The sequence below is a fragment of the Massilia violaceinigra genome, assembly GCF_002752675.1.
GTDB classification, from domain to species: Bacteria; Pseudomonadota; Gammaproteobacteria; order Burkholderiales; family Burkholderiaceae_D; genus Telluria_A; species Telluria_A violaceinigra.
Window position 1 is genome coordinate 2,334,650 of the sequence record NZ_CP024608.1, and the last position, 26,207, is coordinate 2,360,856.

Genomic DNA, 26,207 nt, shown 5'->3' on the forward strand with positions numbered 1-26,207 from the left:
CCATTAAGCCACCAAAGGAGACAAAGCGTGGGAGAGACCGATCATGTCCTGATCGTGGACGACGACCGGGACATTCGTGAGTTGCTCAGTACCTATCTCGAAAAACAGGGCCTGTGCTGTACGGCAGTGGCCGACGGCCGCGCGATGCGGGCGGCGCTTCAACGGTCGACGCCGGACGTCATCGTTCTCGACATCATGCTTCCTGGCGACGACGGGCTCGTCCTGTGCCGCGAAATCAGGGCGGGCAAGCACCGCGCCATTCCGATTCTGATGCTCACCGCGCGCGACGATGAAACCGATCGCGTTGTCGGCCTCGAGCTGGGCGCCGACGACTATGTGGCCAAGCCGTTCGCGGCGCGCGAACTGCTGGCGCGCATCCGGGCGGTGCTGCGCCGCACGCGGATGCTTCCTCCCAATATGCAGGTGACCGAATCGACGCGCCTGATCGGCTTCGGAGCGTGGCGGCTCGACGTCGTGGCACGCCATCTGCTCGCCGATGACGATGTCGCGGTCGCGCTGAGCACCGCGGAATACCGGCTGCTGCGGGTCTTCCTCGACCATCCGCAACGTGTCCTGACACGCGATCAGTTGCTGGAGCTGACCCACGGCCACGATGCACAGGCATTCGACCGCTCCATCGACATTCTTGTCAGCCGCCTGCGCCAGCGTTTGCGCGACGATCCGCGCGAGCCGCGCTACATCAAGACGCTGCGCAGCGAAGGGTATGTGCTGTCATGCCCGGTCACGCCGCTCGCGGGCGCGATGTGAGCCGCGTGATCGCCCTTTTGCGCAGGCTGGCGCCGGCCAGCCTGTTCACGCGCCTGTCGTTCATTCTGCTGGCGGGGCTGGCTGCGGCCCAGTACCTTTCCGCCCATCTGACGATTGAAGAACGCAACGACGCGAGCATGGGGGCGATGATCGATTACGTCGAGTCCGACGTGCGCACCGCCGTTGCCCTGATCGACCGCTTGCCCCACGCCGAGCGGGCGGCCTGGCTGCCGCGCCTTGCACGCGGCGGCTACCGTTTTTCGTCCGGCACCGGCAGCGACGGGCCACCGGTTCGCGCGCCGCACTCGGCACGCTTGCTGGCGTCCGTCACGCGCGCGCTGACGCCTGGCTATGCATTCACCGCGCGTGCGGTCGAAGGCGGACCCGAACGATTCCAGGTGCACGTGCAGCTGTCGGACGGGCAGCCGCTGACCGTCGACTTCCGCCCGCGCCGCGGCCTGCCCCTGTCACCGCGCCTGCCCTACATGCTGGCGGGGCAGCTGGCATTGGTCGCGCTGGCCTGCTGGCTGGCGGTACGGCTGGCAATCAAACCGCTGCGTACCCTCGCCCAGGCAGCCGACGCGCTCGGGCCCGACCTGCGCCCGGTTCCGATGCCTGAACAAGGACCGTCGGAGGTCGTGCGCGCGGCGCGTGCCTTCAATGCCATGCAGCGGCGCATCGCCGCCTACGTCGACGAACGGCTGCGCATCCTGGCGGCGATATCGCACGATTTGCAAACGCCGATCACGCGCATGCGCCTGCGCGTCGACCTGATGGACGAATCGCCGCAGCAGCAACGCCTCATCAAGGATCTTCAGCAGCTCGAAGACCTGGCGCGGCAAGGGATCGGCTATGCGCGCGCCATGCACGGCCTGCTGGAACCGGCGCGCGCGATCGACCCCAACGACCTGCTCGACGCCATCACGCTCGACTACCGCGACAGCGGCGCCGACGTCGTGTTCGACAGCCAGCCCGGCGAGCCGCTCGTCACGCGTCCCGGCGCCTTGCGCCGTGTCGTCACGAATCTGGTCGACAACTGCCTCAAGTATGCAGGCCAGGCACGGATCGTAATGGAGCGTTCCGCTGAACGAGAAGCGCTCATCACGATCCGGGTACTGGACCAGGGCCCGGGCATTCCGGAGGCGGCGCTGGAGGCGGTGTTCGAGCCGTTTTACCGGATCGAAAGCTCGCGCAACCGCGACACCGGCGGCACTGGCCTGGGCCTTGCCATCGCACGCCAGTTGGCGCTCACCCTCGGGGGCGCGCTGACCTTGCACAATCGCCCCGAAGGCGGGCTGGAAGCGCGGCTGGTGTTGCGCGCCCTGGAGGCGCCGCCCGCGCCATGACCGGGCAAGCGCGCTGCCGCTGAACCGTCATCCGAAGGTAAAGGCATACACGTCGGCCCCGCTGTCGAGGAAACGGATCTCGACGCGCCGCTGGCGTACGGTTCCGGACTGCCGGATCAGCTGGTAGAGGCGGGTGTCCGTGACGAGGCCGTTTCCGTCGGCATCGATGTCGGCCCCGTGGTCCGCGCCCGGCGCGCGGCCATCGATGGTGACCTTGATGCGCGCACGGCGCCCGGGTGCGCCGGCTCCCATTACAAGGTGCAGGTCGCGGGCGCTGAACTGGTGGGTGACGCCGCTTCCGGCTTGTGCGGCCACCGCGGATTCGGCGTTCACGGTCCAGCGTCCGGACAGGCCCCACTGGTTCAGGGCGAGCGCGCCCACCGAGTAGTCGTGCGGCACGCCGGAGCGGACCCGTTCAGGCGAGCGGAAGTTCGTGGCGCGGCTGTATCCGACATAGGTCTCGGCCGAATCGAGCTGGCGCAGGTCGGGCGCGAGCTGCTCGGCGGGCATGGGGGGAGCGACCAGCGTGGTATCGACCGGGCCGCCGCGCGCCTCGGCCAGCAGCGACTGGATCGCCCGCTCCAGCTTGTCGTATCCACCTTCCCCCAGCTGGCGGTAGCGGATCTTGCCGTTCGCATCGACCAGATACCAGGCGGGCCAGGCGCGGTTGCCCCAGGCCTGCCAGATACGATGGTGACTATCGACCGCAACGGGAAAATTGATCTGGAAGCGCGCGACGGCGGCACTCACGTTGGTCAGGTCTTCTTCGAACTTGAACTCGGGGGTATGCACCCCGACCACGGCCAGACCCTGCCCGCGATACTTGTCGGCCCAGGCGCGCACATACGGCACGGTGCGGATGCAGTTGATGCAGGAATAGGTCCAGAAATCGACCAGCACCACCTTGCCGCGCAGTTGCGCCGGCGTCAGCGGCGCGCTGTTGAGCCACGTGACCGCGCCGTCGAAACCCGGCATGGCGCCCTGTACCGGCAAGTTGCTGCTGTAGGGACCGGCGTTGGCGGCACGGCTGCCGGCCGGCATCGAGAGTGTCGCCACGCCGAGCGTGACGGCGATTGCGAGCGCGGCCATGGAATATCGGTTCATGTTGCTTCCTTGGCAGAATCTTATTTATCGAGAACGACGATGGGTTTGTTCTTTTCCACCAGGTAGGTTGCCAGTTCCGCGCTCACGCCAGCCGCGACATTCTTCGCCGAATGCGCCACGCCCGCCGGAATGTACAGCGACTCGCCGGCCTGGAGCCTGATGGTTTGGCCATTCATTTCATACTCGACCGTGCCGCTGAGGACGTAGGCGATTTCAACGCCAGGATGGGCGTGTTTCGGAAACGAGGCGCCCGGCGCGAAATCGACGCGCACCTGGATCGCTTCCCGTTTGCTGTCGAACTCGTGGCGTACGGTTTCCGTGCGGGCGATACCGTTGGGACCGAACTTTTGTGCGCTTGCGGCCGACGGCAGCAAGCCTGCTCCCGCCATCAGCATGATGCCTGCCGCGGTTCGTACAAGCGATCTGGCGGTGCGGATTCGAATGGCGTTCATATGTTCTCCTGTGAGTGAACGTTGTCGTGGCCCGCCGGGATGGCAAGCTGCGTCAACGAGGACTCATTGGACCGCGCCGGTGTTTCGGCGCGATGTCGGGAATGCGCCTGACATCGCGGTCAATGTGTCCAAAGGAGGGCTGGAAACAATTCGACACAAAAGATAGTAGCCTGGGACGCCGGTCAGGAAACCGGCCCCGGGTCTTTCACGGTTTCCTGGCCTGCCGGACGGAACGGCAAGGTCATCGTCGCCCGGGTTCCCTGCGCCAGTGGTTCGATGAGCAAGGCGGCGCGCGCGCCGAAACGGGTTTCCAGGCGCGTGCGGATATTGATCAGCGCCACGCCGTTGCCTGTGTGCACGCCGCGGCGCGCTTGGCCGATGCCGACGCCATCGTCGTCGACCACGATCGCCAGCGTGCCATCGCGCACGCTGGCGCCGAGGCGGACATGGCCGCCTTCGAGCCTGGGGCCGACACCGTGGTGCACCGCGTTTTCGACCAGCGGCTGCAACAGCAGCGGCGGCAGCAGGGCTTGCCGCAAGGTCTCGTCCGCCTCGATGGAGAAGGTCAGGCGGCTTCCCATGCGGATCTGCATCAGCAGCAGATAGTTATGGGCGGTTTCCAGCTCCGCTCCCAGCGTGCTGTCGCTGGCGCGCATCTGGCCGAGACTGGCGCGCAGGTAATCGGTGAACGTTTCGAGCATCAGCTGGGCGCGCGGGGCGTCGGTGGCGATCAGGCTCTGGACGTTGGCAAGGGTGTTGAACAGGAAGTGCGGCTCGATCTGCGCCTGCAGCATGCGCAACTGCGATTCGGCAGCCTGCTGCGCCAGGGCTTTTTCCTTGGCCCGGAACTGCCACCAGACCCAGTTGGCTGCCAAAATCAGCGCCGCGAAAATAGCGAATTTGAGCTGCACCATGGGCGCGCCCGACAATTTTTTCCACATGTCGTAGGCGTAGAGCTGTCCCAGCACCACGTAGCCGGCGCGCACCCCCAGTGCCGCCCCCGCGAACAGGATCGCACTCATCAGTGCGAGCGGGCGCCAGTCGGGTCCCGCGGACAGGGCGCTCAGCCACGCCTGCGGCAGCACACGTTCGCAGACGCGCATCAGCAGCAGCATGGCGGCAGCGGCGCAGATGCCAAGCAGCAGGTTGTTGGAGAGCGAACTGGTCCACCACCTCATCTCGGCCTTCGCCATCAGGAAGACCGAGGCCAGCATCAGCACCAGCGCCACCGCGAGCGCCAGCGCGGCGCCGACCACCAGGCGCGCCCAAAGGGGCTCCTCGCGCCGCTTCTTTAAAATCAAAGAATTGCGCAAGGCCTGCTTCAATGTGTTGCGAATATCCATGGGGAAATAGTGTAGCAGCTTCGCTGGCTCATCCTTTCGGGCGCGGGATGTCGGCAAGCGCGGCGCGGCGCGCGCGTTCGGCCTGCTGCGCCTGCGCCAGTTCCAGATCGAAGGGACTCGGTTTGGTCTCGGTGGGCGCTGGCGCAACGATATCTTCCGCCACCCGGAAGCCTTCCAGCGCACCGATGAAGTCGGGCGGCATGGCGCCGCGGTGGCTGGCGTGAAAGCCGCGCCAGTGCCAGCTGCCGCCGCGCAGGGAGCGTGCCTTGCACTGGGCATCGACCCAGGCGCTGCCGTCGGTGGGAGCGCCGGCGTAGGTGTCGTGCTCGCAGTCCTGGACGAATTCCGCGATATTGCCGAGCGTGTCGTGCAAGCCGAACGCGTTCGGCTCGTACATGCCGACGATGCTGGCGTAACCCGCCTTGTCGTCACAGGGAATCACGCCCACGTGCTCGCGCGCTTCCAGGCCATCGAAGTCGCGCCGGATCGCCGCTTCGGCGGAGCGGTCGGCCAGGTTGGCGTAGCGGCAGGCCTGGGTTTCATCGTTGCCGAAAAAGTAGCGGCCGCTGCCGCCGGCGCGGCTGGCGTATTCCCATTCCGCTTCGCTCGGCAGGCGGTATTTCTTGCCGGTTTCCTTGGCCAGCCACTTCACGTAGGCGTCGGCGCCATTCCAGCCGATGCAGGTGGCCGGTTCGAACTTGCTGACCGACTGCAGGGTGGCGGCGTCGACGAACTCGTTGGGCACGCTGGTGAACCAGCGCTTCGACGCCATTTGCAGGCACATGCGCGGCGCCTTGTACCTGGTCGCCTCGGCGAAGCGCTGGAATTCGGCCGCGGTGACTTCGTATTTGCCGATCCTGAATGCCTTGAGCGTCACGCTGTGCACCGGCTGCGTATTGGCCGCGCGCGCGCTGCCCATCATGAATTGGCCGGCCTTGATGGTGACCATCTGCGGCTCGATCGGCGTCAAATCGGGCGCCGCCAGGGCGGCGATCGGGAACAGGAAAAGGGAAGCGGCCAGCGTGCGTTGAATGAACATGGAATGCCTGCATGTGGTTGAGATGGCCGCAGGATGGCAGAGCGCGCCGGTCCGGCCATCGGCCGGGCGACGGATCGACAGGCGAAACGACGAATCGACAAACGTGGCGACGAATGGACGGCTGCCCGTCGCAGCCGGCGTCGATTCGTCGCGCGGCGCTGGCGGTGGCGCGGCCGGCACCACTACAATGGCGCCATGACTTCCTCTTTCATCTTCCGTATCCGATGCGCGCCCTGATCGCCGACGACGAACCGCACCTGGCGCTTTACCTGCGCCAGCAGCTAGCCATGCTGTGGCCGGAACTGGAGATCGTGCAGGTGGCCGTGAACGGGGTCGAGGCGGCGCACGGCATTGCCACCTTGCAGCCGGAGCTGGCTTTCCTCGATATCCAGATGCCGGGACTGACCGGGCTGGAAGTGGCGCAGGGCATCGAAGGGCCGACCAGGGTCGTCTTCGTAACGGCCTACGACAGCCACGCGGTGGAGGCGTTCGAGCATGCGGCGCTCGACTACATCCTCAAACCGGTGAAAACGGAGCGCCTGGCACGCACCCTGGAGCGCATCCGGGCCGCCTGCGCGCCAGCCGAGGACGACGCCCGCCTGGCGCGCGCGCTGGCGCGCCTGCTGGCCACGCCCGCGCAGCCGCGCCTGCGCTATATCCGCGCCGGACAAGGGGAACTGACGTTCCAGATCGCGGTGGAGGACGTGTTGTTCTTCCACGCCGACGACAAATACACGGTGGTGGCGACTAAGGCGGGCGAACACCTGATCCGCACCCCGCTCACCGAACTGGCGGCGCAGCTCGACCCGGAGCTGTTCTGGCAGGTGCACCGTTCCACCCTGATCAACCTGGCGTTCCTGGACGGCACCCGGCGCGACGAGAGCGGGCGCCTGTTTTTACGCATCAGGGGCCACCAGCGCGAACTGCCGGTCAGCCGCGCCTTCGTGCACCTGTTCAAGGCGATGTAGGGCGGTGCCGCGTTCGGCGGCAGCCTTACGGCGGCGTTGTCGGCTTACACATGGGCACGGCCGTGTCCTTGGGGTCGTGCGTGCAGAAATCGCGCTTGGGCGTAAAGGCCGTGAAACAGCCGCTGGTCGACAGCACCATGAGCGCGAGCGTCACGGCGCATGCCCCCGTTCTCAGTGCGCGTTGCATGCCGCAATCTCGGCCAGGACATTTTCCATTTGCGCCGGTTTGAGAATGTGGGCGTCGAATCCGGCCGCGCTGGCGGCGGCGATGTCGCCGGACTGCCCGTACCCGGTCAGTGCGATCAGCCTGGTCTGTGACCCCAGCGGACCGGCCCTGAGTCTGCGCGCAACCTCGTAGCCATCCATGTCCGGCAAGCCGATATCGAGAATGATGATGGTCGGCCGAAAGGCGATGGCCGCTTCCAGGGCGCTTTTTCCATCACAAGCGAACTGAACATCATGACCATGAAGCTGCAGCAACGCCCCCATGGCTTCTCGTCCATCTTCATTGTCATCGACCAGCAGAATGCGGCTCGTCGCCGCCGCCGCCGCCGCGGGCAGGCTTGCGGCAAGCGGCATGGGCCCGCTGCGGGGCGCCGCTTGCGCCAGGGCCAGCCGAACGACGATCTCGGTGCCGGTATTGGGCCCGTCGCTCAGCGCGACGATCGACCCGTCGTGCATGTCGACGATGCGCTTGGCCAGGGTCAGCCCGATTCCGAGGCCGCCCTCGGAACGCGCCAGCGAACGTGGAAGCTGGGAAAACAGGCCGAAAATGGCGTCGAGCATGCCGTCGGGAATGCCGGTCCCGTTGTCGCGTACCGCGATCTCGACATGCTCGCCAACGGTGCGCGCGGCGATCGACACTTGGCCGCCATCGGGCGTGTACTTGGCCGCGTTGTGCAGCAGATTGCCGAACACTTGCGCCAGCCGGGTGGCGTCGGCGCGCACGCGCATGGTGCGGGCGGGAAGCGCGACCGACAGGGCGTGCAGGTGCTGATCGATGATCGGCCGGGTTTGCTCCACTGCCGCCGAGATGACATCGGCCAGCGGGATGTCCTGCAAGTCGAGTTGAATCTGCCCTTTTGTCACGCGCGCAACGTCAAGCAAATCGTCGACCAGCCGGGTAAGGTGGCCCACCTGCCGTGACAGGATGTTGGCGCTGGCGCTGATGGGCGAATCGGCAGGGGTGAGCGTGCGGATGATCTCGGCCGAGGTACGGATGGGCGCGAGCGGATTGCGCAGTTCATGGCCCAGCATGGCCAGGAACTCGTCGCGCGCGTGCAGTGCCGAGAGCAGTTCGGCCGTCCTGCTCTCGACCCGCGATTCGAGTTCCGTGTTCAGGCGGATCAGGCTATCCTTGGCGATCTTCAGGGAAGAGCTTTCCAGCAGTTCCCACGCGCCCTCGCGCCGCGCCAGCGCAAACTGGTGCTGGCAGCACACATCGATCACGTCGGACGCGCTGCAGTTGTCCAGGCAGTAGGTGCACAGGGCGACCAGGTTGTGGCGCCGGAACGAGGCGTTGACCTGGCGCTCGTATTCCATGAAGCTTGTCCAGCCGGACCGTTCCACCCACACCGTGTCGCCGGTCAGGCGCAATCCGTTGAAACCTTTGTGCTTGGCGGCCGATTCCTTGTCGATCCATCCTTGCAGGACCGTTTGCGGATCGAAGACATCATCCGGCGCGTACCAGTCGGCAATCGATACGATTTCCATTTGTCCGGAGGAAATAAACTTCTTGAAACCCGGCACCGCGTCGATCATCAGCGCTTCGGCCTGTTCCGCTTCCAACTTGCGGCCGGTGACCCACAGACAAGCCTCCCCCGCGCCCAAGCCAGCTTCAAAATAAGGGACCAGGGTTTCGGTCAGGTCGGCTTCGGTGTTATAAAACTGGCAGAAATGCGTGCCCCAGGGGATGGCGCCGACAGCGTCGATGCCGGATTGGCGGGCTAAAGTTTCCATGGGGATTACCTTCATTTCGTGACGAATAGTGATTCTGAACAGGCCGTTGACGGATGATACGCGGCCTTGTTCAAGGCGGACTCACCGATTCAAGCGAACGCGCCCCATTGCGCAAATTCGGCGGATGCCAGCAACAAGCGGAAAGGCAGGCATCAGATCCGGTCCAGCAACTGCTGCCCGGCACGTTCGCTGAGCACCAGCACGAGCTTGAGCCTGGCCCGCGTCATTCCCACAAATAACTTGCGCAACACCAGTTCGTCGATCTGGGCGAAATCGATTTCGGTAAAAATCACCGCGGGCGCGGACTGGCCCTTGAAGCGGTACACCGATTCGGCCAGCAAGCCACCCTCCCGGTAGATCGGATTGCCGAACAGGTCGTATTCGCCGGTGAACGATTTCAGCGTGTGGGCGTCGCTGAGCTTGTCGAGCCGGAGGATGGCCGACTTTTCGCGTCCGCGAAACGAGGCGATGGCAATATCGTGCCGGGCGAACCCGGCGCCCAGGCACAGCGTGACCGCGCGCCGGGTCTGCGCCAGCATCGCCTCGGTATCGCCCTCGGGATACATCAGTTCCTCGATGTCGGCGCCTTTGAATGGGCTGCCTGCCTCGACCGGCGGGTGCACCGCGCCGATCGATGCCAGCATGTCGACAATCTGGCGCGGGCTGCGAAAATTGGTATCCGAATGCAGCTTGACCCAGCCCGGCAGCGGCACCGTGGGGCGGCCGTACAGGTTCTGGTTGGGGTCTTCCAGCCAGATGGCGCGGGCATCGTCCTTGAGCATGCGCAGCAGGATGTCGCGCCAGGCGAGCGAGAAATCCTGCCCCTCGTCGACAATCAGCACATCGTATTTCCAGGTTTCCGGCAGCTCGGCGCTGGCCATCCTCGCTTCGATCTCGTCCCACACGCCGGGCGCGGCGTAGTTGGGGATGTGGCCTTGGGCGCGCAGGAACGCGTCGCTGAGCATGTGGAAGGTGGCGACCCGTCCGCCGGGAGGGACCAGCCGCTCGATGTGATCGGCCAGGGGCCGGTTGTAGCAGACGTACAGGGGCGACAGGCCGGCCTCGATGGCGGCGGCGTATTCGGCCAGGGCCAGCTGGGTCTTGCCGCTGCCTGCGGTACCCACCACGCGCAGCCGGAACGGGGTGAATTCCAGCCGCCGGGCCCAGGTGGCCAGGCCGCCGGACAGGCGCGTGACCATGGCGGCGGCATTGCCGATCATGGCGCTGGGATCGGGGCGCAAGCTGAGCATGTTGCCGAGAAAACGCGTCACTTTCTCGAACTGCTCGCCAGGGGCGGTATCGGTCATGGGCAGGATGTCGCGGATCACTTTCGCCAGCCGGTCCTTATTGGTGGCGTCGATGATGTGGCGCGGGTCGATGCCCGCCAGGTGCGGGTTGCGCACGATGTAATCGGGGCAGTACAGCAGGTAATCGATGGACAGCTCGCCGCCGAAGCGTTCGGTGAGGCCCTTGATGGAGCGCATCAGGTGATTGGCGACCTTGCGCGGCTTGCCCTCGTAATGCTTGACCAGGCCATCGGCCGTTTCGTTCAGCAGGCCCGATTTCTGCTCGATCAGCAGCACCCGTCCGCTGGGCGCCACGATGATGAAATCGATCTCGCCAAAGGCGGAAAAGCCATTCTCGACGTTGGTCCAGTGCACGCCGTGGTAGATGCGGTAGGGCGCATCGGCCAGCCTCGTCTCGAGATAGCTCAGCGTGTCGATCTCGCGCACGGCGGTGCCGGTGACCGCCATCTCTTGCCAGCCGGTAGGATGAATGTGGGCCATGGGATCGGGGCGCGCGCGCCGTGGTGGTTAAAACAATATTGTAAGCGCTGTACGGGCGAAGACCGCGCGCTTGATAGATGGTCCGGCAGCGCCCGCGATTGGTGGCCGACGCTGCCAGCCATTGTCAAGCCACCGCGTCGCGAGGCGCCTACTATTTTGTTGACGATGCGGCGTTCGCACGACAGTCTGGTGATGTTAATTCGCTAAGATATAGCTTCCTCCAGGAGACCACCATGTTCAAACCCTCATTACTTATTGCCGCTGCCGCTGCCGCGCTGGCGACCAGTGCCCACGCGGAGCCGCTCTCCCGTGAATTCACCTATACCGGCTTTTACCACGTAGAAGGGGGGCAGTTCCGGCCCACCGCCAGCCTGTACGGCTATTTCGACAGCGACGATCGCAACGGCGACGGCCGTATTGAAGTCGGCGAGGTCACTTCCTTTATCCTCAACAGCCAGCAATATGTCGGCTGGTGCGGCCCCGAAGTGTTCATGTGCGGGCTGTTCGAATTCTCCTATACCCCCGGCGGCGCCCTCAATTTTCATACCGCATGGAGCACCGATCCCTGGGGCGAGGGCGTAGCCGGGGGCAGTGTGCGCACCGGCGTTGAAGCGAAGGAGCATTCCCACTGGCCGGGCGGGTCGGCATCGTATACCTTGCGCTGGACCGAGCAGACCGTCCTCAGCATGAGCCCGGTGCCCGAGCCGGCAAGCTACGGCATGCTGGCGCTGGGGTTGGGCGTGCTCGCTCTCAGTGCCCGGCGACGCTCCCGGTCGTAGCAAGCAGCGTGCCGGGTCTTGTGGCGCGGCACGCCTGGCGTGGCAGCCATGCCGCTGCATGGGCCTTCCAGCACGTGATACGTTGCGGGACGCTTCTCGATCCCGGGGACGCGCACATTTTTAGAAATCCCCGAAACGATAACCGACGCCGTAGACGGAGAAAATGAATTCGGTGTCTCCGGTGTACGGTTTGATCTTCTTGCGAATATTCTTTATATGACTGTCGACGGAGCGGTCATTGACCGCACGCCCAACGCAATCCTTTGCATTGAGCAGGGCTTCCCGTTCAAAAATTCTCCCGGGCTGGGACAGCAGTGTCTTGAATATCCGGTACTCGACTTGAGAAAGCGGTAACACCTTGCCCTGCCACCAAATGCGTTGTGCCGCTTCCTCCACGACAAACCCGAAGGTGTACTGGTCCCTGCTCATCGGCCCGGCGGCCCGGCGCACCTGGGCACGCACGCGAGCAACCACCTCGCGTGGACTCACCGGCTTGCAAAGATAGTCGTCAGCGCCGATGTCGAGGCCTTGGATCCGGTCGGCTTCGTCCACGCGAGCCGTCAACATGATAATCGGCACCATCGAAAACCTTCTCACGGCCCGGCAGACCTCGATCCCGTCGAGCCCGGGCAGCATGACATCCAAAATCAGAACGCTTGGTGCATATTGCCTGACGTACGCCACCGCGCTATTCCCGTCGAGGATGTGCGCAGTACGGAAGCCGTCCCGTTGCAGATACTCGGCTAATACCTGCGCAGGTTTTACCTCATCGTCAATAATGACTATTTCGTGCGCTGCAGGGTTCATATCTTATCGGTGGAATGAGGCAGGTCGATTCGGATTGCCAGGCCGCCCATCGGCGACGGCTCGGCAGTGATGTTCCCAAGGTGGGCATGGATGATGGCCTGACATATCGACAGTCCGAGTCCGCTTCCACCGGCGCGCCGGCTGCGTGCGATATCGGCTCTGTACAGCGGCTCGAACAGATGCTTTGCATCAGCCGGATCGATTCCGGGCGAGGTGTCCTCGAGGGTGATGGTCACGCGCTGCGGCCCGGGCTTGATCGACAGCGTCACAGCGCCCGGCGCATCCGTATAGCTGATGCTGTTTTGAACCAGGTTATCCAGCAGCTGCTCGAAGCGACCCTTATCCCACTTGACCAACAAGGCACCTGGGGGCATGTGCACGCTAAAGCGCAGACCTTTTTCCTGCGCGTATCGCACGTACTCGGATTTTTTCTTCATCAACAGCGCCTCAAGTTGCCAGCTTGTGAAGGTACATGGCAGAGGACGCAGATAGGTCAACGCTACTTCATGCAAGTCCGACACCAGTCGGGATAGCCGCATCACTTCTTCATGGATGGAAGCGATGGCGCGCTTGTTGATCGTTCTTACTCCGTCCAGCAAAGCCTCGGTTTCGCATAGCAAGGAAAAGAGGGGGATGCGCAATTCGTGGCTGATATCGGCAATCCATCGTTTGCGGGCGCCTTCGAGGCGGGATAGCGACGCGGCCATCACGTTGACGTTACTGGCAAGGTCAGCCAACTCCGGCGACTCCCCCGGAGCCAGGCGCACACCGAATTCGCCATTGGCGATGCGGCCAGTTGTCGTTTTCACGGCAGCCATGAATTCAGAGCGCTGTTGCGCTTCCCGTAGCTGGCAAGTGCGTTGTTCAAGTTGTTTGGCCAACTCAGCGTTATTGACCTGCAGCGCTGTGTTGTACTTCTGCTCGAACGCCGATTTTTCGCGTTGCAGGATGCGCACCCTGTCCTGCTGCGCCACGCCGAGGAGCACCACTTCCGCGATAAACGCCAGCTGGCAGTAGAAAAAATAGTTTTCATAACTCAGTTCCGCAAACCGGACCCCGGCAATTCCAATGAGCAGGGCCGCGTTATACACCAGCTGCGCTACCAGATACCAGCGCGTGAAAACCGCCCGGCCTCTGAGGACGAGTATCGCCACCACGGGGGCAATGGCATGCGTCAATAACAAGACGATCGTCACCTGGATCACCGCAACCTGAAGGCCCAGTGCGCGCAAAACGATGCCTGCGATGGCAAGAATGATGACACCGCCAAAATACTTGTCGAAACGAGGCATGAACCGCTTGGTCTGCAGGAACTCTCGCACGAACATACAGTTGGCAATTGTCGCCAGCAAGAAAAATACGACCAGCATGAAGTTCGCGATGTCCGGCTTGTCGACAAAGACGTATTCGGCCAGTTGTCCATTTATTCCCAGCCACGAACCCATGATGGCGAGGACATAGCCTGCGTAGACCAGGCTGCTGGGGGTCCCGTTGATGAACCATCCACAGAGCGCATAAACGACCAGGGCGCAGGGAATCCCGTAAAGAACACCCATCAATAGCTGATCGTTTGAAATTTTTCGTAAAAACGTGACTTCATCGGACAGTGCAAAGACTAAATGCATCGGTGCCGCCTGTTTGTTCCGCAAACGTATATAGACCTCCGATACTTGTCCCGCTTCCGACGTGTGGCGAACGCTCGCGATGCGATACGGAATCTGCCGGTCCGACATCAAGGTCCGGTCGCCACCTGCGGCATGGGTAACCAGCGCGCCATTTGTAAAAATCCAGTAATCGACGTAGTCGGTGATCGGCATGGGATGCCGCAGCACCCACGTCATGCTGGCTTTGGAAGCGTTATGGACCGATGTCTTGAGCCAGTAGTCGCCACGCTGGAATCGCTGATTGACATCGCGCTGGCGCACCACCGAAAATTGCCCCTCCGACAGTTTTCTCAGTTCACCAATCGTCAGGGTCTGCCGTGTGTCACGCAGATAGCGCAGGCCGAGTGTTTCACCAGATAGATCGCCGGACTGCTTCAGGCTGACCGAAGCAACACTGTCCGTGGCCTCGGCCGAAAAGCACATCAAAACGCATGTGGCGAACAGGACAAGATGGCGTATTGCGTGGAGGGAGAACAACATAGAACGCTAAAGGTTGAACCGTTGAAGCGACGCCAGGACAGTCGATTGTGCTTCTCGTGGGAAGGGTCGGGAATGTCGTGCGCGGAAGGCCCGGTCAGGCAGCAATGCATCGCGTCCGTAAGCGCTGATCGACCATGATTGTGCATGGATTGTACGCTTGCTTCCAGTTACGGTGCGGCATTTTTCGAGAGTGTGCAAGGTCAGGAAATGGTTAGCGCAGAATCCACAATTCATCCACATTTTCCTTTCATACTTTGGCGCCTGGGAACCCAACGCGTCATGAACACGTTGCGGGCGGCCGCCACTCGCGCGGCAAATTGCTCATGAAGTGAGGCTCGATGACCGGTTCAAACATGACCAGCGGCGAACCGCATGGCCATGTACGAAACCGGGAAAACTGCCGCATTTCAACCAGATCCACGCGCCAACGACCTTGGCGCGTCGCTTTGCCATTACCAATCAGAAAATTCTCAAAAAATCGATTGAACAACGTGCCCATGTGGCGCAGGAGACTTATATGCATCGCCATCCCCGTTTTTACCTTGCCTGTACCGCATCCGTTATCGCCGTGGCCGCCGCTCTGGCTTCGGCCGCGCAGGCTGCCCCCGCCGCGCCGGCCGCGCACGTCCTCTCCATTGACGAGCTGCGCGCCATGGAAGGATCGCAGCGCTTCGACCGCACGCGTCTGATCGTCAAGTTCCGCAGCGACGCTACCGAAGCCGACAAGGAGCAGGCAATGCGTGCCATCACGCCGACCAGCCGTAAGCGCTTGCACGGCGGGCGCCACGGTCGCAGCCTGGCCAGCGCCACGGATTACAGCCTGGCTGGCGCCGCGGATCGTGCCCGCACGCGCGGCATGGATCGCTACGAACTGGTCAATCTGAACCGTTTGTGGAGCGTGCCATCGGCGATCGCGCAACTGCGCCGCAACCCCTTGGTGGAAGATGTCCAGCCGGACTGGATGCTGGAGTTGCAAGACACCGCACCGTCCAACGATGCGGCATTCAACAACCTGTGGGGCGTGCACGGCGCCACCACCACCCCCGCCAATCCGTTCGGCACCGGCGTGGCCGCGCTCTGGCAGCAGGGCTATGCATGCAAGACGACACAGCCGGCGTACGTGGCGGTGCTCGATACCGGTGTACGCAGCACGCACGAGGACTTGAAGGACAACATGTTTATCAATGGCGGCGAAAAAGCCGGCGATGGTATCGATAACGATGGCAACGGATTTATCGACGACGTCAGGGGCTGGAATTTCTATAGCCACACCAGTAACGCGGAGGATGATCACTCGCACGGCACGCACGTGGCCGGAACGATCGCCGCGCGCCGCAACAACAGCCTGGGCGTGGCAGGCATCTGCGGCGACGGCGGGGTAAAGATCATTCCCGTCAAAGTATGCAGCGGCGGCGGCAGCTGCCCCTCGAGCGCGGTGATGGAAGCGCTCAGCTATCTGGTGGACCTGAAAACCAAGCGCGGCATTAACGTGGTGGCAGTGAACCTCTCGCTGGGAGGCTTGTCCGACACCGTCAACAACAACGGTATCGAATACTTCCAGGCTGCGCGCGACGCCAATATCATGGTGGCCGCCGCGTCCGGCAATAACGGCGCCAACACGGACGGAAAATTCATGTGGCCGGCGAACCTGGACGTGGAGAACGTCATCGCAGTGGGCAATCTGAAGCAGGATGGTATCTTGTCGTCGACGTCCAATTTTGGCGTCACGTCGGTGGACATCGCTGCGCCGGGAACGGGCATTTATTCCACCGTGATCAATTCGGACAGCGCTTACAGCTGGAAGAACGGTACTTCGATGGCGTCGCCTCACGTCGCTGGCGCGCTCGGACTGTATCGCGTGCTGAACCCGACGGCCACAGTACAGCAAACGCGCAATGCCTTGCTGTCCAGCGCGGCGGTGGAGCCCTTGTTGAACGGCAAGATAGCAGGGTCGCGCAGGCTGGACGTGTCGCGTTGGGCTTGGGGAAAAGCCACCAGCTTTCAGGCGCAATGCGGCGCCAGCCTGACCAACCGGGTGGGTTTGTGGATCCGCACGACGGCGTATAGCGATGGCTCGCTGCGCACACCGCTTGCACAGATGGGTGTCGCGTTAACGTTCACCAATGCGCAAGGCGGCTTGATGGGCAGCTACGCGCGCAAGACCGACGCCAACGGCCAGGTGCTGTGGTCGTTCAGCGGCACCCAGTTCCCATGGGGATCGCAATTCTCGGTCAATGTCCGTACCGACGATGGCGGCAGCCGTACCTATACCAGCGCCGAGCTTGGGTGCTATGCCGGCCGCTAAGCGCGGGTAAGGCAAGCCGCGGGGAGCGGACGGAGCTGCGCCGTATGGCGCAGTCACGGCAGGCGTGTCAGGAGGGTTGCGTGCGCTCGCTTGACAAACTTTCGTGGGAGGAAGGCGATATAGCTTGTCCTGCCCGTGATTTCCGTCCGATCCCTGCGGTGGGTATGTGTTTCGCCCGAATAAAATCTGAAACAAGCCTTTATATGAAACAAGGACTTAGCCGGACAGGACGTCACCGACGCGGTGCTGAATTCTTAAACGGACTTCAGTTCAAGCCATTCTACGCAACTGCGTGGGAATATATCCCGAAATGGTCGCCTTCTGTACTGCCTCAACGGCGACTACTTTCCCCTTGGTTTGCTTCGCCGAAACTGTGGTGTGTCACAAAGTACGCTTGTCGATACCGTGTCATGCTTGAAAGCTGACATACGACTGTTTCTTAAGAAAGGTCGATCGTGTCGTCTTGCTTCGCCGGACGTCGCTTGCGGCGTCGATCGGCATTTCGCTAGGATGCGTGCTGCAGTAAGGCCTCCCGGTGCTTTTCGCAATGGCTTCGGTTAGTTGGGTCAGAGCGTTTGTCACACGCGTCCACGTCAGGCTAAAAGTGCTGAAAATGGACATTCGTCAGCACGTTGTGCGAATCATTCACGCGTGCTGCCGCAGATCCGCGCCGCAGGTGCTCTAAAGCCATCCTACCCGCTTGAGTCGACGGTGGAGAAAAACGCTCACCAGGACGATCCCAAGCATGACGCAAGGGTAGCTCCAACGCCATGTCAATTCGGGCATGACGTCAAAGTTCATCCCGTACCAACTGAATACCATTGTCGGAACGGCGAGAATGGCGCCCCAGCCAGCGAGGCGCTTGACGACCTCGTTCTGGCGGATCGTTACCTGGGCCAGCGCTACCTGCATGGCGGCATCGATCATCTCCCTTACCCGGTCCGCGGACTCCGTCACACGCGCGACGTGGTCGAGAATGTCGCGGTAGTAAATCCGGTTTTCTTTGGGGATGATGTCCCCGTGAAAGCGCAGCAACTGCGTACACACGTCGGTCAGCGGCCCGGCGGCCGCCTGCAACGACAGCAGTTCGTTCTTCAGATTGTAAAACTCTTCCAGGTTACCGGCCGGAGGATTGGGCAGGAACAAGTCCTTTTCCACCTGGCGGAAGCGGTACTGGAGCGTATCCATGCAGGGCTGGTAATGGTCGACAATGAAGTCGACGATCGAGTACAGGACGTAGCCTGGTCCGGTAGCTAGCCTGGCCGGGGTATTTTCGGTTTTTTCGCGCACGCTGCCGTACCCGTTCGATTTCCCATGCCTGACGGTGATGACGAAGCGACGCCCGACAAAGACATGTGTTTCGCCGAAGTGGATCGTTTGTCCTGCCAGTGTCACCGTGTGCAAGACCACGAACAAGGTCTCGCCGTACTCCTCGATCTTGGGGCGCTGGTGGGCCTTCTGGGCATCCTCGACCGCCAGTTCGTGCAAGTCGAATTCTTCCTGTACCCGCTCCATCAATTCATTATCCGGTTCAACCAGACCGAGCCAGACAAACGTATCCTGCTGTTCCAGCGCCGTGCCGATCTCGTCGATCGTGATCTCGCCGCGCTTGACGCCCTGCCGGTATACCGAACAATTTACCCTTGCCAAGCCCTCGTTCATGTACCGGACTCGGTCTGCACGGGCGTCAAGCCGTGGGCAATATCGAGCCGGCGCACCAGGTCGCGCAGCACGATGCGGTACATGTCGTTGCCCAGCACGCTGTCTTCATTGCCGGCATCGATATTCGGGTTGTCGTTGACTTCGATGACCACGGGACCGCGCGTCGTCATTTTCATGTCTACCCCATACAGCCCGTCGCCGATCAGATTGGCCGCAGCGACCGCGTACGCCAGCAGGTCGGGCGGGACTTCGTCCAGGGCCACTGCGCGCGCGGCGCCAAACTTGGCCTGTCCGCCGGCATCGCGCTTGGCGATCTGCCAGTGATTCTTGGACATGAAGTACTTGCTCGCGAAAATCGCCTTACGGTTCAACACGCCGATGCGCCAGTCGAAATCGGTGTACATGTATTCCTGCACCAGGATTAATGCCGATTGCGTCAGCAGGGCCTGGGCGGTTTGCTGGAATTGTTCGGCGTTGGCCACTTTGGTCACGCCGCGTGAAAAGGCGCCGTCGGGAATTTTCATGACCATCGGGTAACCGATTTCACGTTCGATGGCACCGATGTCGGCAATGTCCGTGCGTTGCAGCGCGTAGGTGTGCGGAGTCGGTATTTTATTCAGGCGCAGCAGGTCCGCCAGATACACCTTGTTGGTGCAGCGCAGGATCGACATCGGATCGTCGATCACCACCATCCCCTCGCTTTCCGCCTTTTTCGCAAACAGATAGGTGTGGTGATTGATGGCGGTGGTTTCACGGATGAACAGGGCATCGAATTCGGCCAGCCGCGAAAAATCCTTTTTCTCGATCAGGGTGATATCCATGGCCAGTTCGCGGCCCACGTCGACAAACCGCTCCAGCGCTGCTTCGTTGCTCGGCGGCAGCTCTTCGTCCGGATCGCGCAAAATGGCGATATGGTAGCGGTACGGTTTGACGGGAGCCGGGGCCGGCATCGGTGCACGCTCGATGGCGCGCAGGGCGGCGCGGCCGCAGGTGAGCTGGGCATCGCTGAGGGTGCTCACATTGTGCACCCGGATGGCGCCAATCTTCCAGTCCTCGTCGCGTTCGAACTCGACCCGCATCAGCGGGGTCGGGAAGGTTTCGAAGATCTGGCGCGCAAGGGCGACTAGCGGGGTGTATTCGGTGGTGCCGAAATAAATATCCATCGAAAATTCGACGGGCATCGGACGCTCGCCCGTGTGCTCGAGCGACTGGTTCAGTGCATAGTCCAGTTGGTCAGTATCGAGGCCGTAGATCGCTTTGCGCGACAAGTCGTTGATGGTTTTCACCGACGGCAGCACCGCCTGGCCGCGGGCCTCGGCCAGCAGCGAGCAGTAGTAACCGACCGACAAATATTTGTAGCTTCGGCACAGGTTGATGACGGTACTTCCCGGGGCGCCGCCCTGGTCCGCCGAGCCCAGGAACTGGGCCGCGGTGACGATGGTGTACGGGGTGGCCGTATCGGGCCAATCCTTGAGCTGTTCGACCACGATGATCAGGCGCGACGCCACGGCGCGCGCGCGCAGCGGGGCGACGCGCGCCGTGGCGGGAGGTTCCTTGGGATCGTCGTCGGCGCCAGCGGCAAACTGGGCAATCGTAGGGCGGGATAACTTGGTGCGCATGGGGTTCATGATGGGTCAGAAGGTGGGTTGAGCGGCCGCGCGACCGGGCATGGGAGAGCTGGAACGGGGATAGATCACCACCACCGCCTTGGTGGCGTTGCGGCCATAGCGCGCCATGCGCTCGAAGTCTTTCTTCAGAATCGCCATGTTGATGCGCTCGTCCGCCGCCCGTCCGCTGGCATTGTCGGGATCGTGGATGAAAAAATAGCGGTCGTCGCATCCGGTGAGCAGCACCCAGTGCGGCGCACGTTCGCGCGTGAGCCTGTAGGTCGAGATCAGTACCAGCGGGATGCCGCCATCGGCATAGCAGCGGGTCAGTTCGGCCGTGCCGGCAACCCGGTGGTGAACCGGGATGCCGGCCTCGCGCGCCTGGCGCACGAAATCGTCGTGCACCAGAGTGATGACGTCGCGCTTTTCTTCGCTGCGCACCGACTCGCGGAACAGCACGCCATCGCCATTGACGTAGATCTCGGTCGGATAGCCGCGCCGGTGCCCCGCCAAGGCCAGTCCGTAGGGCCCGCAGCCGCCGTGGCCGGCCGTCATGAAAATCGTGGTCGCTTCGCGCCAGATCTGCAGTTCCAGCGTACGGTTGAGCACCAACGCATGGTTGAACGCCTTCATGGCCATCATCAGGCACGACGCGCCGCAGGTGAAACCCAGGGTCTGGCGGTAATAGGTGGTCCGGGCCAGCTCCGGGCGCAGACGCGCGGTGAGCGATTTTTCGAACCGCAGGGCGTCCATGCCATCCTCGTAGTAAGCGCCGTGTTCGCCGAACAGGGCATACCCCTGGCCAAGAAAGAGCCGCTGCGATGCCAGGTTGTCCTTGCGGATCTCCAGGCGCATTGCCACGCAATTGTGCGCCAGTGCCAGTTCTTCGGCGGCGCGCAGCAGTGCCGAACCGACTCCCTGGCCCAGCCAGTCGGGCGCGGTGGCGATCGAATACACGCGCGCCAGCGAAACGCCGGTCCGGAACAACAGGGTAATGTAGCCGCGCGCATGGCCATCGGCCTCGTCGATCAAGGTCACGGAGTTGCCTTCGGTAAGCAAATGGCGAAAGCTGCGGCGGCTGAGGCGGTCGGAATCGAAACTGGCCTCTTCGATGCCCAGCAAGGTCGTAATGTCTTCCGGGCCAGCCTGCCGGATCCGGCAAGTTGCGGCTCTGCGCTGCAAGCCCGCCGCGTCGCGTTGCGCGGCCCGCTGATCAACTACAGCACTCATATCTGCCTCTTCCTTGTGGTTTGCTTGTTGGCAGCGGCAATCGTACACAGCGCCATATAAAAACGGCATCAAGAACACTGGTCAAAGCGTAAACAAAACGTAAACAGCGCCTCGGCGTGCCGGGCGCCAGTGGTTTTTTACGCTGCGTTTACAGCCGGCGGGGAACTTTTTAGAACATCTTTACTGCTTGCTTGATACGCTGCTTGCAGTCAATCACGTATCACTGGCGGAGGCACCATGAACTCGTTTGCAACCCTGTATCCCTCATCCCGGCGCATCCCTGTCCGATCGGCGACGGACATGCACACCTGCACCATCCGTATGTCGGTGGACGCGGAATCGGTCACGACCTTGCGTCAGCTGGCGATGCGGCTGTGCGGCGAAGCGCTGGAATTCATGCGAATCGCCATGTGCGCCGGCGGCGCCCGGATCGAAGTCTGGCTGTGCGTGCGACAGTCCTGTGTGGAGGCGCTCAGCGAAGCCATTGCGCGCCAGTTGCCCGGCGCCCGGTTCAGGGAAGCGCCGTATCAGGCGGGAGCGGTGGCATGATCGTCGCCATCGCGAGTATCCAGGGGAAACCCCTCAAGACCCCGCTGGCGGCGAATTTGGCGCTGTTGCGAGCCCGTAGCGGGCGCACGATCTGCCTGATCGATGTCGATCCGCGCCGCAGCGCCTATAGCTGCAGTTGCGCGCGCAGCGCAGCCGGCCAGAGTCCATCCGTGCCCACCCGCACGCTCGATGCGCGCTCGCTGGCGCGCGAGATTGAAGAGTTGACCCCCGGCTTCAGCGACCTGCTGATCAATACAGGCGAGGTGGAAACCCAGGAAGCCCGTCCGGCGCTCATCGCCGCGCGCGTCGTGCTCGTGCCGGTGCAGGTCGGGAACGTCGATCTCGAATCCCAGTACCCGCTCATTGCGCGGCTCAATTCGGCCCGCATGTTCAATCCGTCCTTGAAGGTGCTGTTCGTGATCGTTTCGGACGGGTCGACACCGTCGCCGGAGCAGCTGGCGGCGGTGCGGCTATATGTCGCTCATGTCATGTCGGCCACCCTGGTCGCGACGGTGCTGCATGCACCGTGCAGCCATGACGACGGCCAGGGGCGCTGCGCAAGCGACGCGCAAACGTGCGATCCGGACGCCGCCGCCGAACTGCATGCCTTGTATCGCGAAATCTACACGCACTGAGCGCGCGTTGGCGCGCCTCTTTTATTCCCATCGCTTGCACCCGATTATGACTTTTTCCACTAACGCCTTGGCCGAGAACAATCACCCCGCTTGCCGTTGTGGCCGTCGAACTGCCCGAAGGATTGCTCGTGGCAAGAGGCCGCCGGCAGACCAGCACGGGCATATGAGGTATTCGCTTTTCTGGATCACGCTCATTGCCTCGATCGCTGTGCTGGTGTTTTATATCGTGCGCACCATCATGGCCGAAGGTGTTGCATGAATGGTGGCAAGGGCAAGCCGGCTGTGCTCATCGGCAAGCGGGTCAGGCTACGCTTGATCGAAGAGCGCGATGCGTCCGGGTTGTTCGAGCTTTACTCGGATCAGGACGTCATGCGCTATTGGAACCACGCGCCATGGACAAGGCCGGAGCAGGCCGACAGGGCGGTTGAAGAAGCCCGCTCCGAGCACGCGAGCGGCATCAGCCTGCATTATGTCATCGAGCATTTGTCCACAAAAAAGCTCATCGGCAGCTGCGCCCTGTACGCAGTCGACCAGGAAAACCGCTGTGCGGCGCTCGGCTACCTGCTGGCCAAGTCGTGCTGGGGCCAAGGCTACCTGTCGGAAGCAATGCAGCGCTTTCTTGGTTACGCATTCATGCAACTGACACTCGACAGTATCCATGCCGATATCCATCCCGGCAATGCCGCCTCTGCCAAGGCGTTGACCAGGCTCGGATTTCGGCAAGACCGGGACAGGCGCGCAAGCTGGCTCGTCGGCGGCGCACAATGCGCGACCGCGTCGTATCGCCTCACGCGGCGCGACTGGCTAGAGAGTGCAGTCCATGCCAACGTGCTCACAGCCGCGCTGCTTGATCAAAGCCAGGCACAACGATAGGTTTTGCCGCTACTCGCCGCAGCAGGGACGCCATGACCCGCCATGGAGCCGGAGCGATTGCGTGTAAACTGCGCGCAATCGTTAGAATATGCCTCCACCAGGGAAAGATCCATGCTCATCAGTTGCGTTGCCTACCAGGACGGTAAAAAGCTCGCCGATATCCCTGTCGCTGACATCAGCGAATTCATCGTTCTGCCGGACGCATTCGTGTGGGTTGCGCTGAAAGATGCCGCGCAGGCTGAACTTGCGGAGATGCAGGACGAGTTCGGTTTGCACGAACTGGCCGTCGAGGATGCACGGGTCGGCCATCAGCGTCCTAAGATCGAAGAGTACGGGGACTCCTTATTCGTCGTTCTCCATGCCGTCGAGCTGATCGACGGCGAACTGCATATCGGTGAGGTTGATGTGTTTGTCGGCGCCACGTATGTTCTGTCTAACCGCACTCGCTACCGCCAAGGATTTGGCGATGTACGGGTCCGCTGCGAGCGCGAGACGCATCACCTGAAGCAAGGCACGGCGTTCATTCTGTATGCCTTGATGGATGAGATTGTCGATCGGTATTTTCCGGTGGTCGACGCCCTCGAAGCGGCGCTCTGGAAAATCGAGGAACGCATATTTGCCTCGCCCGCCCATCGCTCCACGCTGGAGCAGTTGTACCAGCTCAAGCGCAAAGTCGTGCTGTTCAAGCATGCGGTCGCGCCGTTGATGGAGGCGGTAGGGAAACTGGACGGAGGACGAGTGCCGCATATTGTGGCGAACAGCACCGACTATTTTCGCGATGTCCACGACCACCTTCACCGCATCAACACCGCCATCGATTCCATTCGCGATACGATCAGCACGGCCATTCAAGTCAATCTGTCGATGATCAGCCTGGAAGACAACAACGTCAACAAACGCCTCGCCGCTTGGGCCGCGATCTTTGCCGTTGCCACCGGGCTCGTGGGAGTGTGGGGCATGAACTTTGAACACATGCCCGAACTCAAATGGAAATTTGGCTACCCGCTGGCACTGTCCATCGTCGTGTCCACCTGCGGCTATCTGTATTATCGTTTCAGGAAATCCGGTTGGCTGTGAATCTGGCTGGCGACGCACCCGGCCCGCTTACCGCGAAAAATTGGTGAACAATACCAGCCCCAGTGTGACGAAACGACCGCTGCTGGCATTGTCGGGATGCCCCCCGTACGTGGCATCGAGTTGCACCCGATCTTTGACCAGCCAGTGCTTTATTCCTAACTGAACCAACGGCTTTGCACCCTGTTGTCCGGACGTTTCTGCCGTCAATGCCGACCTTTCCGTCAGCGCGGCTTCCACACCAATGCCCCACGTCGCCTGCAGATCGCGCGTCGCTTTCGAGCGCAACAATCCGGCGTTGGTATGCACGAGCAGCGCGCCCGAGAGCGTGGAAACGCTGAGCGGCACGGCAGCGAATACATCGCCAATGCCGCCGTGATCGGGCAAACTCTGCGTTCCGACGACCAAGCCGCCACCCCAACCATGACGGTCGAGCGGCTTGAACACCGTCTTTACCTGGAGTACGGCCAGATTGGCGTTGTTGCCGCCCCCGACAATGCGCGCGCCGCCCAGGGCAACTTCCAGCTTGCCGCCGACATTGCAGGCCGGTACCGCCCAATACTCGGTTCCGATCGAGCGTTTGTAGACCCAGCTCTCCAGCTGGCAATGGTTGGGCTCGACGATGGCGGCATCATCTACCATCATGGGCCGTCCGGCGTGCGCCGGCATCATGGTACACGCCAGGATCAGGGCGGCGATGGCAGCACATGTGGTCGAACCGGGCGTCGTGTTGTACTTCCCGTGTGCGAGCAAGGCTATTCCCATCCGTATATCAAGGTCGTCATTTATAGGCCTGGCCGCGTATGTTCGTACAGGATAAGGCAGCCGATGCTAATTAACACCAGCCCGCCAATGAGTTCCGCGCGCTTACCGGCAATGGCGCCCAAAAGCCGGCCCATCATCACGCCGGCAGTGACCATGATGAAAGTGGAAAATCCGATCGCGGCTGCGGTAATGAGAATATCGGCTCCGAGTAGCGCCAGACCGATGCCGACCACCATCGCGTCAATGCTTGTGGCAAATCCGGTAAGGGCAAGCATCCAGAAAGTGTGGCTTGCCGGCTTTTCCGGCGCCTCACTCTGTCCGGAGAAGGACGACTTGATCATCATCAGGCCGATGCCGCACAAAAGCACGAATGCGATCCAGTGGTCCCAGGCCGCGACATACGGTGCGGCTACCCGGCCCAGCGCCCAGCCGGCCACCGGTGTCAGCCCCTCGATGACACCGAAGATCAAACCGGTTTTCAATGCTTCCCGCAGACTCGGCTTGTGCAGCGCCGCACCTTTACCAATTGCGGCTGCGAACGCGTCTGTGGACATGGCAAGCGATAACGCCGCGGTAGATGCAAAATTCATCGATACTTTCAGTGGCGGCCACGCTGTGCACGACTCAGTCTGGAGGTGCGAACCGCCTGCATGACAGCGACGGAATTGACCGGCGTGGGTAAGGCGAGAGAGCGGCGTTTGCGAGCACAGCGTCACAGCAGTAGCCCGACGTCTTTGCATCGCCCGCGCGACGGCAGGCGCGTGCGCTGCGGGCACGAACACATGTCATGTCGGGATCGAACACGGCAGTGGAAACATTATAACCGGCTCCCGTCGCGCCCGCCATCCGACCGCCGGGTGTGCTGTCCAAGCAGAACGGCCCTCCCAAGGCGGCCAGGAGGCCAACCCAGCTTGCCGCGCATGCTGTCGAAGGTCAGGACGTTGCGCACGATGGTTGGCGGCCCCGGAAAAATTGTGCTGCGCGACTCTACCGCTTCTCGGAAGTTGCGAT

23 protein-coding genes are annotated in these 26,207 nt (G+C 62.3%); 9 read left to right on the forward strand and 14 right to left on the reverse strand.

From position 1 onward, the window contains the following. Window positions 1–27 precede the first annotated feature (27 nt). Window positions 28–768, forward strand: coding sequence for a response regulator (locus CR152_RS10585; protein WP_099874887.1), 741 nt, complete (start codon window positions 28–30; stop codon window positions 766–768). Beyond that, window positions 735–2,114, forward strand: coding sequence for an ATP-binding protein (locus tag CR152_RS10590; RefSeq protein WP_208640106.1), 1,380 nt, complete (start codon window positions 735–737; stop codon window positions 2,112–2,114). Before CR152_RS10585 ends, CR152_RS10590 begins: the two co-directional genes overlap by 34 nt. 27 nt (window positions 2,115–2,141) lie before the next feature. On the opposite strand, the gene CR152_RS10595 is transcribed toward CR152_RS10590, so the two are convergent. The 4 genes from CR152_RS10595 to CR152_RS10610 form a co-directional block, all read right to left on the reverse strand. Beyond that, window positions 2,142–3,218, reverse strand: a complete 1,077-nt coding sequence (locus CR152_RS10595; RefSeq protein ID WP_099874888.1) for a redoxin family protein — start codon at window positions 3,216–3,218, stop codon at window positions 2,142–2,144. Window positions 3,219–3,238: 20 nt separating this feature from the next. After that, window positions 3,239–3,670, reverse strand: coding sequence for a cupin domain-containing protein (locus CR152_RS10600; protein ID WP_099874889.1), 432 nt, complete (start codon window positions 3,668–3,670; stop codon window positions 3,239–3,241). A gap of 182 nt (window positions 3,671–3,852) precedes the next feature. Beyond that, window positions 3,853–4,983, reverse strand: coding sequence for a sensor histidine kinase (locus CR152_RS10605; protein WP_229413342.1), 1,131 nt, complete (start codon window positions 4,981–4,983; stop codon window positions 3,853–3,855). Between the two features lie 58 nt (window positions 4,984–5,041). After that, a complete protein-coding gene (locus CR152_RS10610; protein WP_099882175.1) occupies window positions 5,042–6,052 on the reverse strand; it encodes a formylglycine-generating enzyme family protein in 1,011 nt (336 codons plus the stop codon). A 224-nt stretch (window positions 6,053–6,276) separates the two neighbouring features. On the opposite strand from CR152_RS10610, the gene CR152_RS10615 reads away from it, so the two are divergent. Beyond that, window positions 6,277–7,020 (forward strand): LytR/AlgR family response regulator transcription factor, encoded by a 744-nt coding sequence (locus CR152_RS10615; protein WP_099874891.1) that lies wholly within the window; start codon window positions 6,277–6,279, stop codon window positions 7,018–7,020. Between the two features lie 25 nt (window positions 7,021–7,045). Here CR152_RS10615 and CR152_RS32810 read toward each other — a convergent pair whose 3' ends face one another. The 3 genes from CR152_RS32810 to CR152_RS10625 form a co-directional block, all read right to left on the reverse strand. Next, a complete protein-coding gene (locus tag CR152_RS32810) occupies window positions 7,046–7,207 on the reverse strand; it encodes a hypothetical protein (protein WP_157778430.1) in 162 nt (53 codons plus the stop codon). Next, window positions 7,192–8,979, reverse strand: coding sequence for a hybrid sensor histidine kinase/response regulator (locus CR152_RS10620; protein ID WP_167399885.1), 1,788 nt, complete (start codon window positions 8,977–8,979; stop codon window positions 7,192–7,194). The genes CR152_RS32810 and CR152_RS10620 overlap by 16 nt, the downstream gene beginning before the upstream one ends. A gap of 152 nt (window positions 8,980–9,131) precedes the next feature. After that, window positions 9,132–10,766 carry an ATP-binding domain-containing protein gene (locus CR152_RS10625; protein WP_099874893.1) on the reverse strand — a complete coding sequence of 545 codons (1,635 nt, stop codon included), beginning with the start codon at window positions 10,764–10,766 and terminating at the stop codon, window positions 9,132–9,134. Between the two features lie 233 nt (window positions 10,767–10,999). Here CR152_RS10625 and CR152_RS34080 point away from each other — a divergent pair, with 233 nt between their 5' ends. Then, entirely contained in the window at window positions 11,000–11,545 is a 546-nt protein-coding gene (locus CR152_RS34080; RefSeq protein ID WP_229413343.1) for a PEP-CTERM sorting domain-containing protein, read from the forward strand. 120 nt (window positions 11,546–11,665) lie between these two features. Here the strand turns inward: CR152_RS34080 and CR152_RS10635 are convergent, their stop codons facing one another. Together CR152_RS10635 and CR152_RS10640 are read right to left on the reverse strand one after the other, a co-directional pair. After that, the gene (locus CR152_RS10635) at window positions 11,666–12,352 is read right to left on the reverse strand and encodes a response regulator (protein ID WP_099874895.1); all 687 of its coding nucleotides are present in this window, start codon (window positions 12,350–12,352) and stop codon (window positions 11,666–11,668) included. Then, window positions 12,349–14,496, reverse strand: coding sequence for an ATP-binding protein (locus tag CR152_RS10640; protein ID WP_099874896.1), 2,148 nt, complete (start codon window positions 14,494–14,496; stop codon window positions 12,349–12,351). Before CR152_RS10640 ends, CR152_RS10635 begins: the two co-directional genes overlap by 4 nt. Window positions 14,497–15,013: 517 nt before the next feature. On the opposite strand from CR152_RS10640, the gene CR152_RS10645 reads away from it, so the two are divergent. Continuing rightward, the gene (locus tag CR152_RS10645) at window positions 15,014–16,801 is read left to right on the forward strand and encodes a S8 family peptidase (protein ID WP_099874897.1); all 1,788 of its coding nucleotides are present in this window, start codon (window positions 15,014–15,016) and stop codon (window positions 16,799–16,801) included. Window positions 16,802–17,482: 681 nt separating this feature from the next. Here the strand turns inward: CR152_RS10645 and corA are convergent. Genes corA through CR152_RS10660 form a run of 3 tightly spaced genes read right to left on the reverse strand, consistent with a single transcriptional unit; the run spans window position 17,483 to window position 21,300 of the window. After that, entirely contained in the window at window positions 17,483–18,463 is a 981-nt protein-coding gene (gene corA, locus CR152_RS10650) for a magnesium/cobalt transporter CorA (protein ID WP_099874898.1), read from the reverse strand. After that, window positions 18,460–20,082, reverse strand: coding sequence for a RimK family ATP-grasp domain-containing protein (locus CR152_RS10655; protein ID WP_099874899.1), 1,623 nt, complete (start codon window positions 20,080–20,082; stop codon window positions 18,460–18,462). Before CR152_RS10655 ends, corA begins: the two co-directional genes overlap by 4 nt. Window positions 20,083–20,097: 15 nt before the next feature. Continuing rightward, the gene (locus tag CR152_RS10660; protein WP_099874900.1) at window positions 20,098–21,300 is read right to left on the reverse strand and encodes a GNAT family N-acetyltransferase/peptidase C39 family protein; all 1,203 of its coding nucleotides are present in this window, start codon (window positions 21,298–21,300) and stop codon (window positions 20,098–20,100) included. Between the two features lie 237 nt (window positions 21,301–21,537). On the opposite strand from CR152_RS10660, the gene CR152_RS10665 reads away from it, so the two are divergent. The 4 genes from CR152_RS10665 to CR152_RS10680 all read left to right on the forward strand — a co-directional run bounded on the left by CR152_RS10665 (window position 21,538) and on the right by CR152_RS10680 (window position 24,434). Further along, window positions 21,538–21,849, forward strand: coding sequence for a hypothetical protein (locus CR152_RS10665; RefSeq protein WP_157778431.1), 312 nt, complete (start codon window positions 21,538–21,540; stop codon window positions 21,847–21,849). Continuing rightward, window positions 21,846–22,484 (forward strand): nucleotide-binding protein, encoded by a 639-nt coding sequence (locus CR152_RS10670; RefSeq protein WP_099874902.1) that lies wholly within the window; start codon window positions 21,846–21,848, stop codon window positions 22,482–22,484. Before CR152_RS10665 ends, CR152_RS10670 begins: the two co-directional genes overlap by 4 nt. A 255-nt stretch (window positions 22,485–22,739) precedes the next feature. Beyond that, entirely contained in the window at window positions 22,740–23,357 is a 618-nt protein-coding gene (locus tag CR152_RS10675; RefSeq protein WP_099874903.1) for a GNAT family N-acetyltransferase, read from the forward strand. 111 nt (window positions 23,358–23,468) lie between these two features. Continuing rightward, entirely contained in the window at window positions 23,469–24,434 is a 966-nt protein-coding gene (locus CR152_RS10680) for a magnesium and cobalt transport protein CorA (protein ID WP_099874904.1), read from the forward strand. 27 nt (window positions 24,435–24,461) lie between these two features. On the opposite strand, the gene CR152_RS10685 is transcribed toward CR152_RS10680, so the two are convergent. Then, a complete protein-coding gene (locus CR152_RS10685; RefSeq protein WP_502554291.1) occupies window positions 24,462–25,196 on the reverse strand; it encodes a PA4824 family protein in 735 nt (244 codons plus the stop codon). Window positions 25,197–25,216: 20 nt separating this feature from the next. Beyond that, entirely contained in the window at window positions 25,217–25,786 is a 570-nt protein-coding gene (locus tag CR152_RS10690; protein ID WP_099874906.1) for a manganese efflux pump MntP, read from the reverse strand. Window positions 25,787–26,207: the final 421 nt, after the last annotated feature.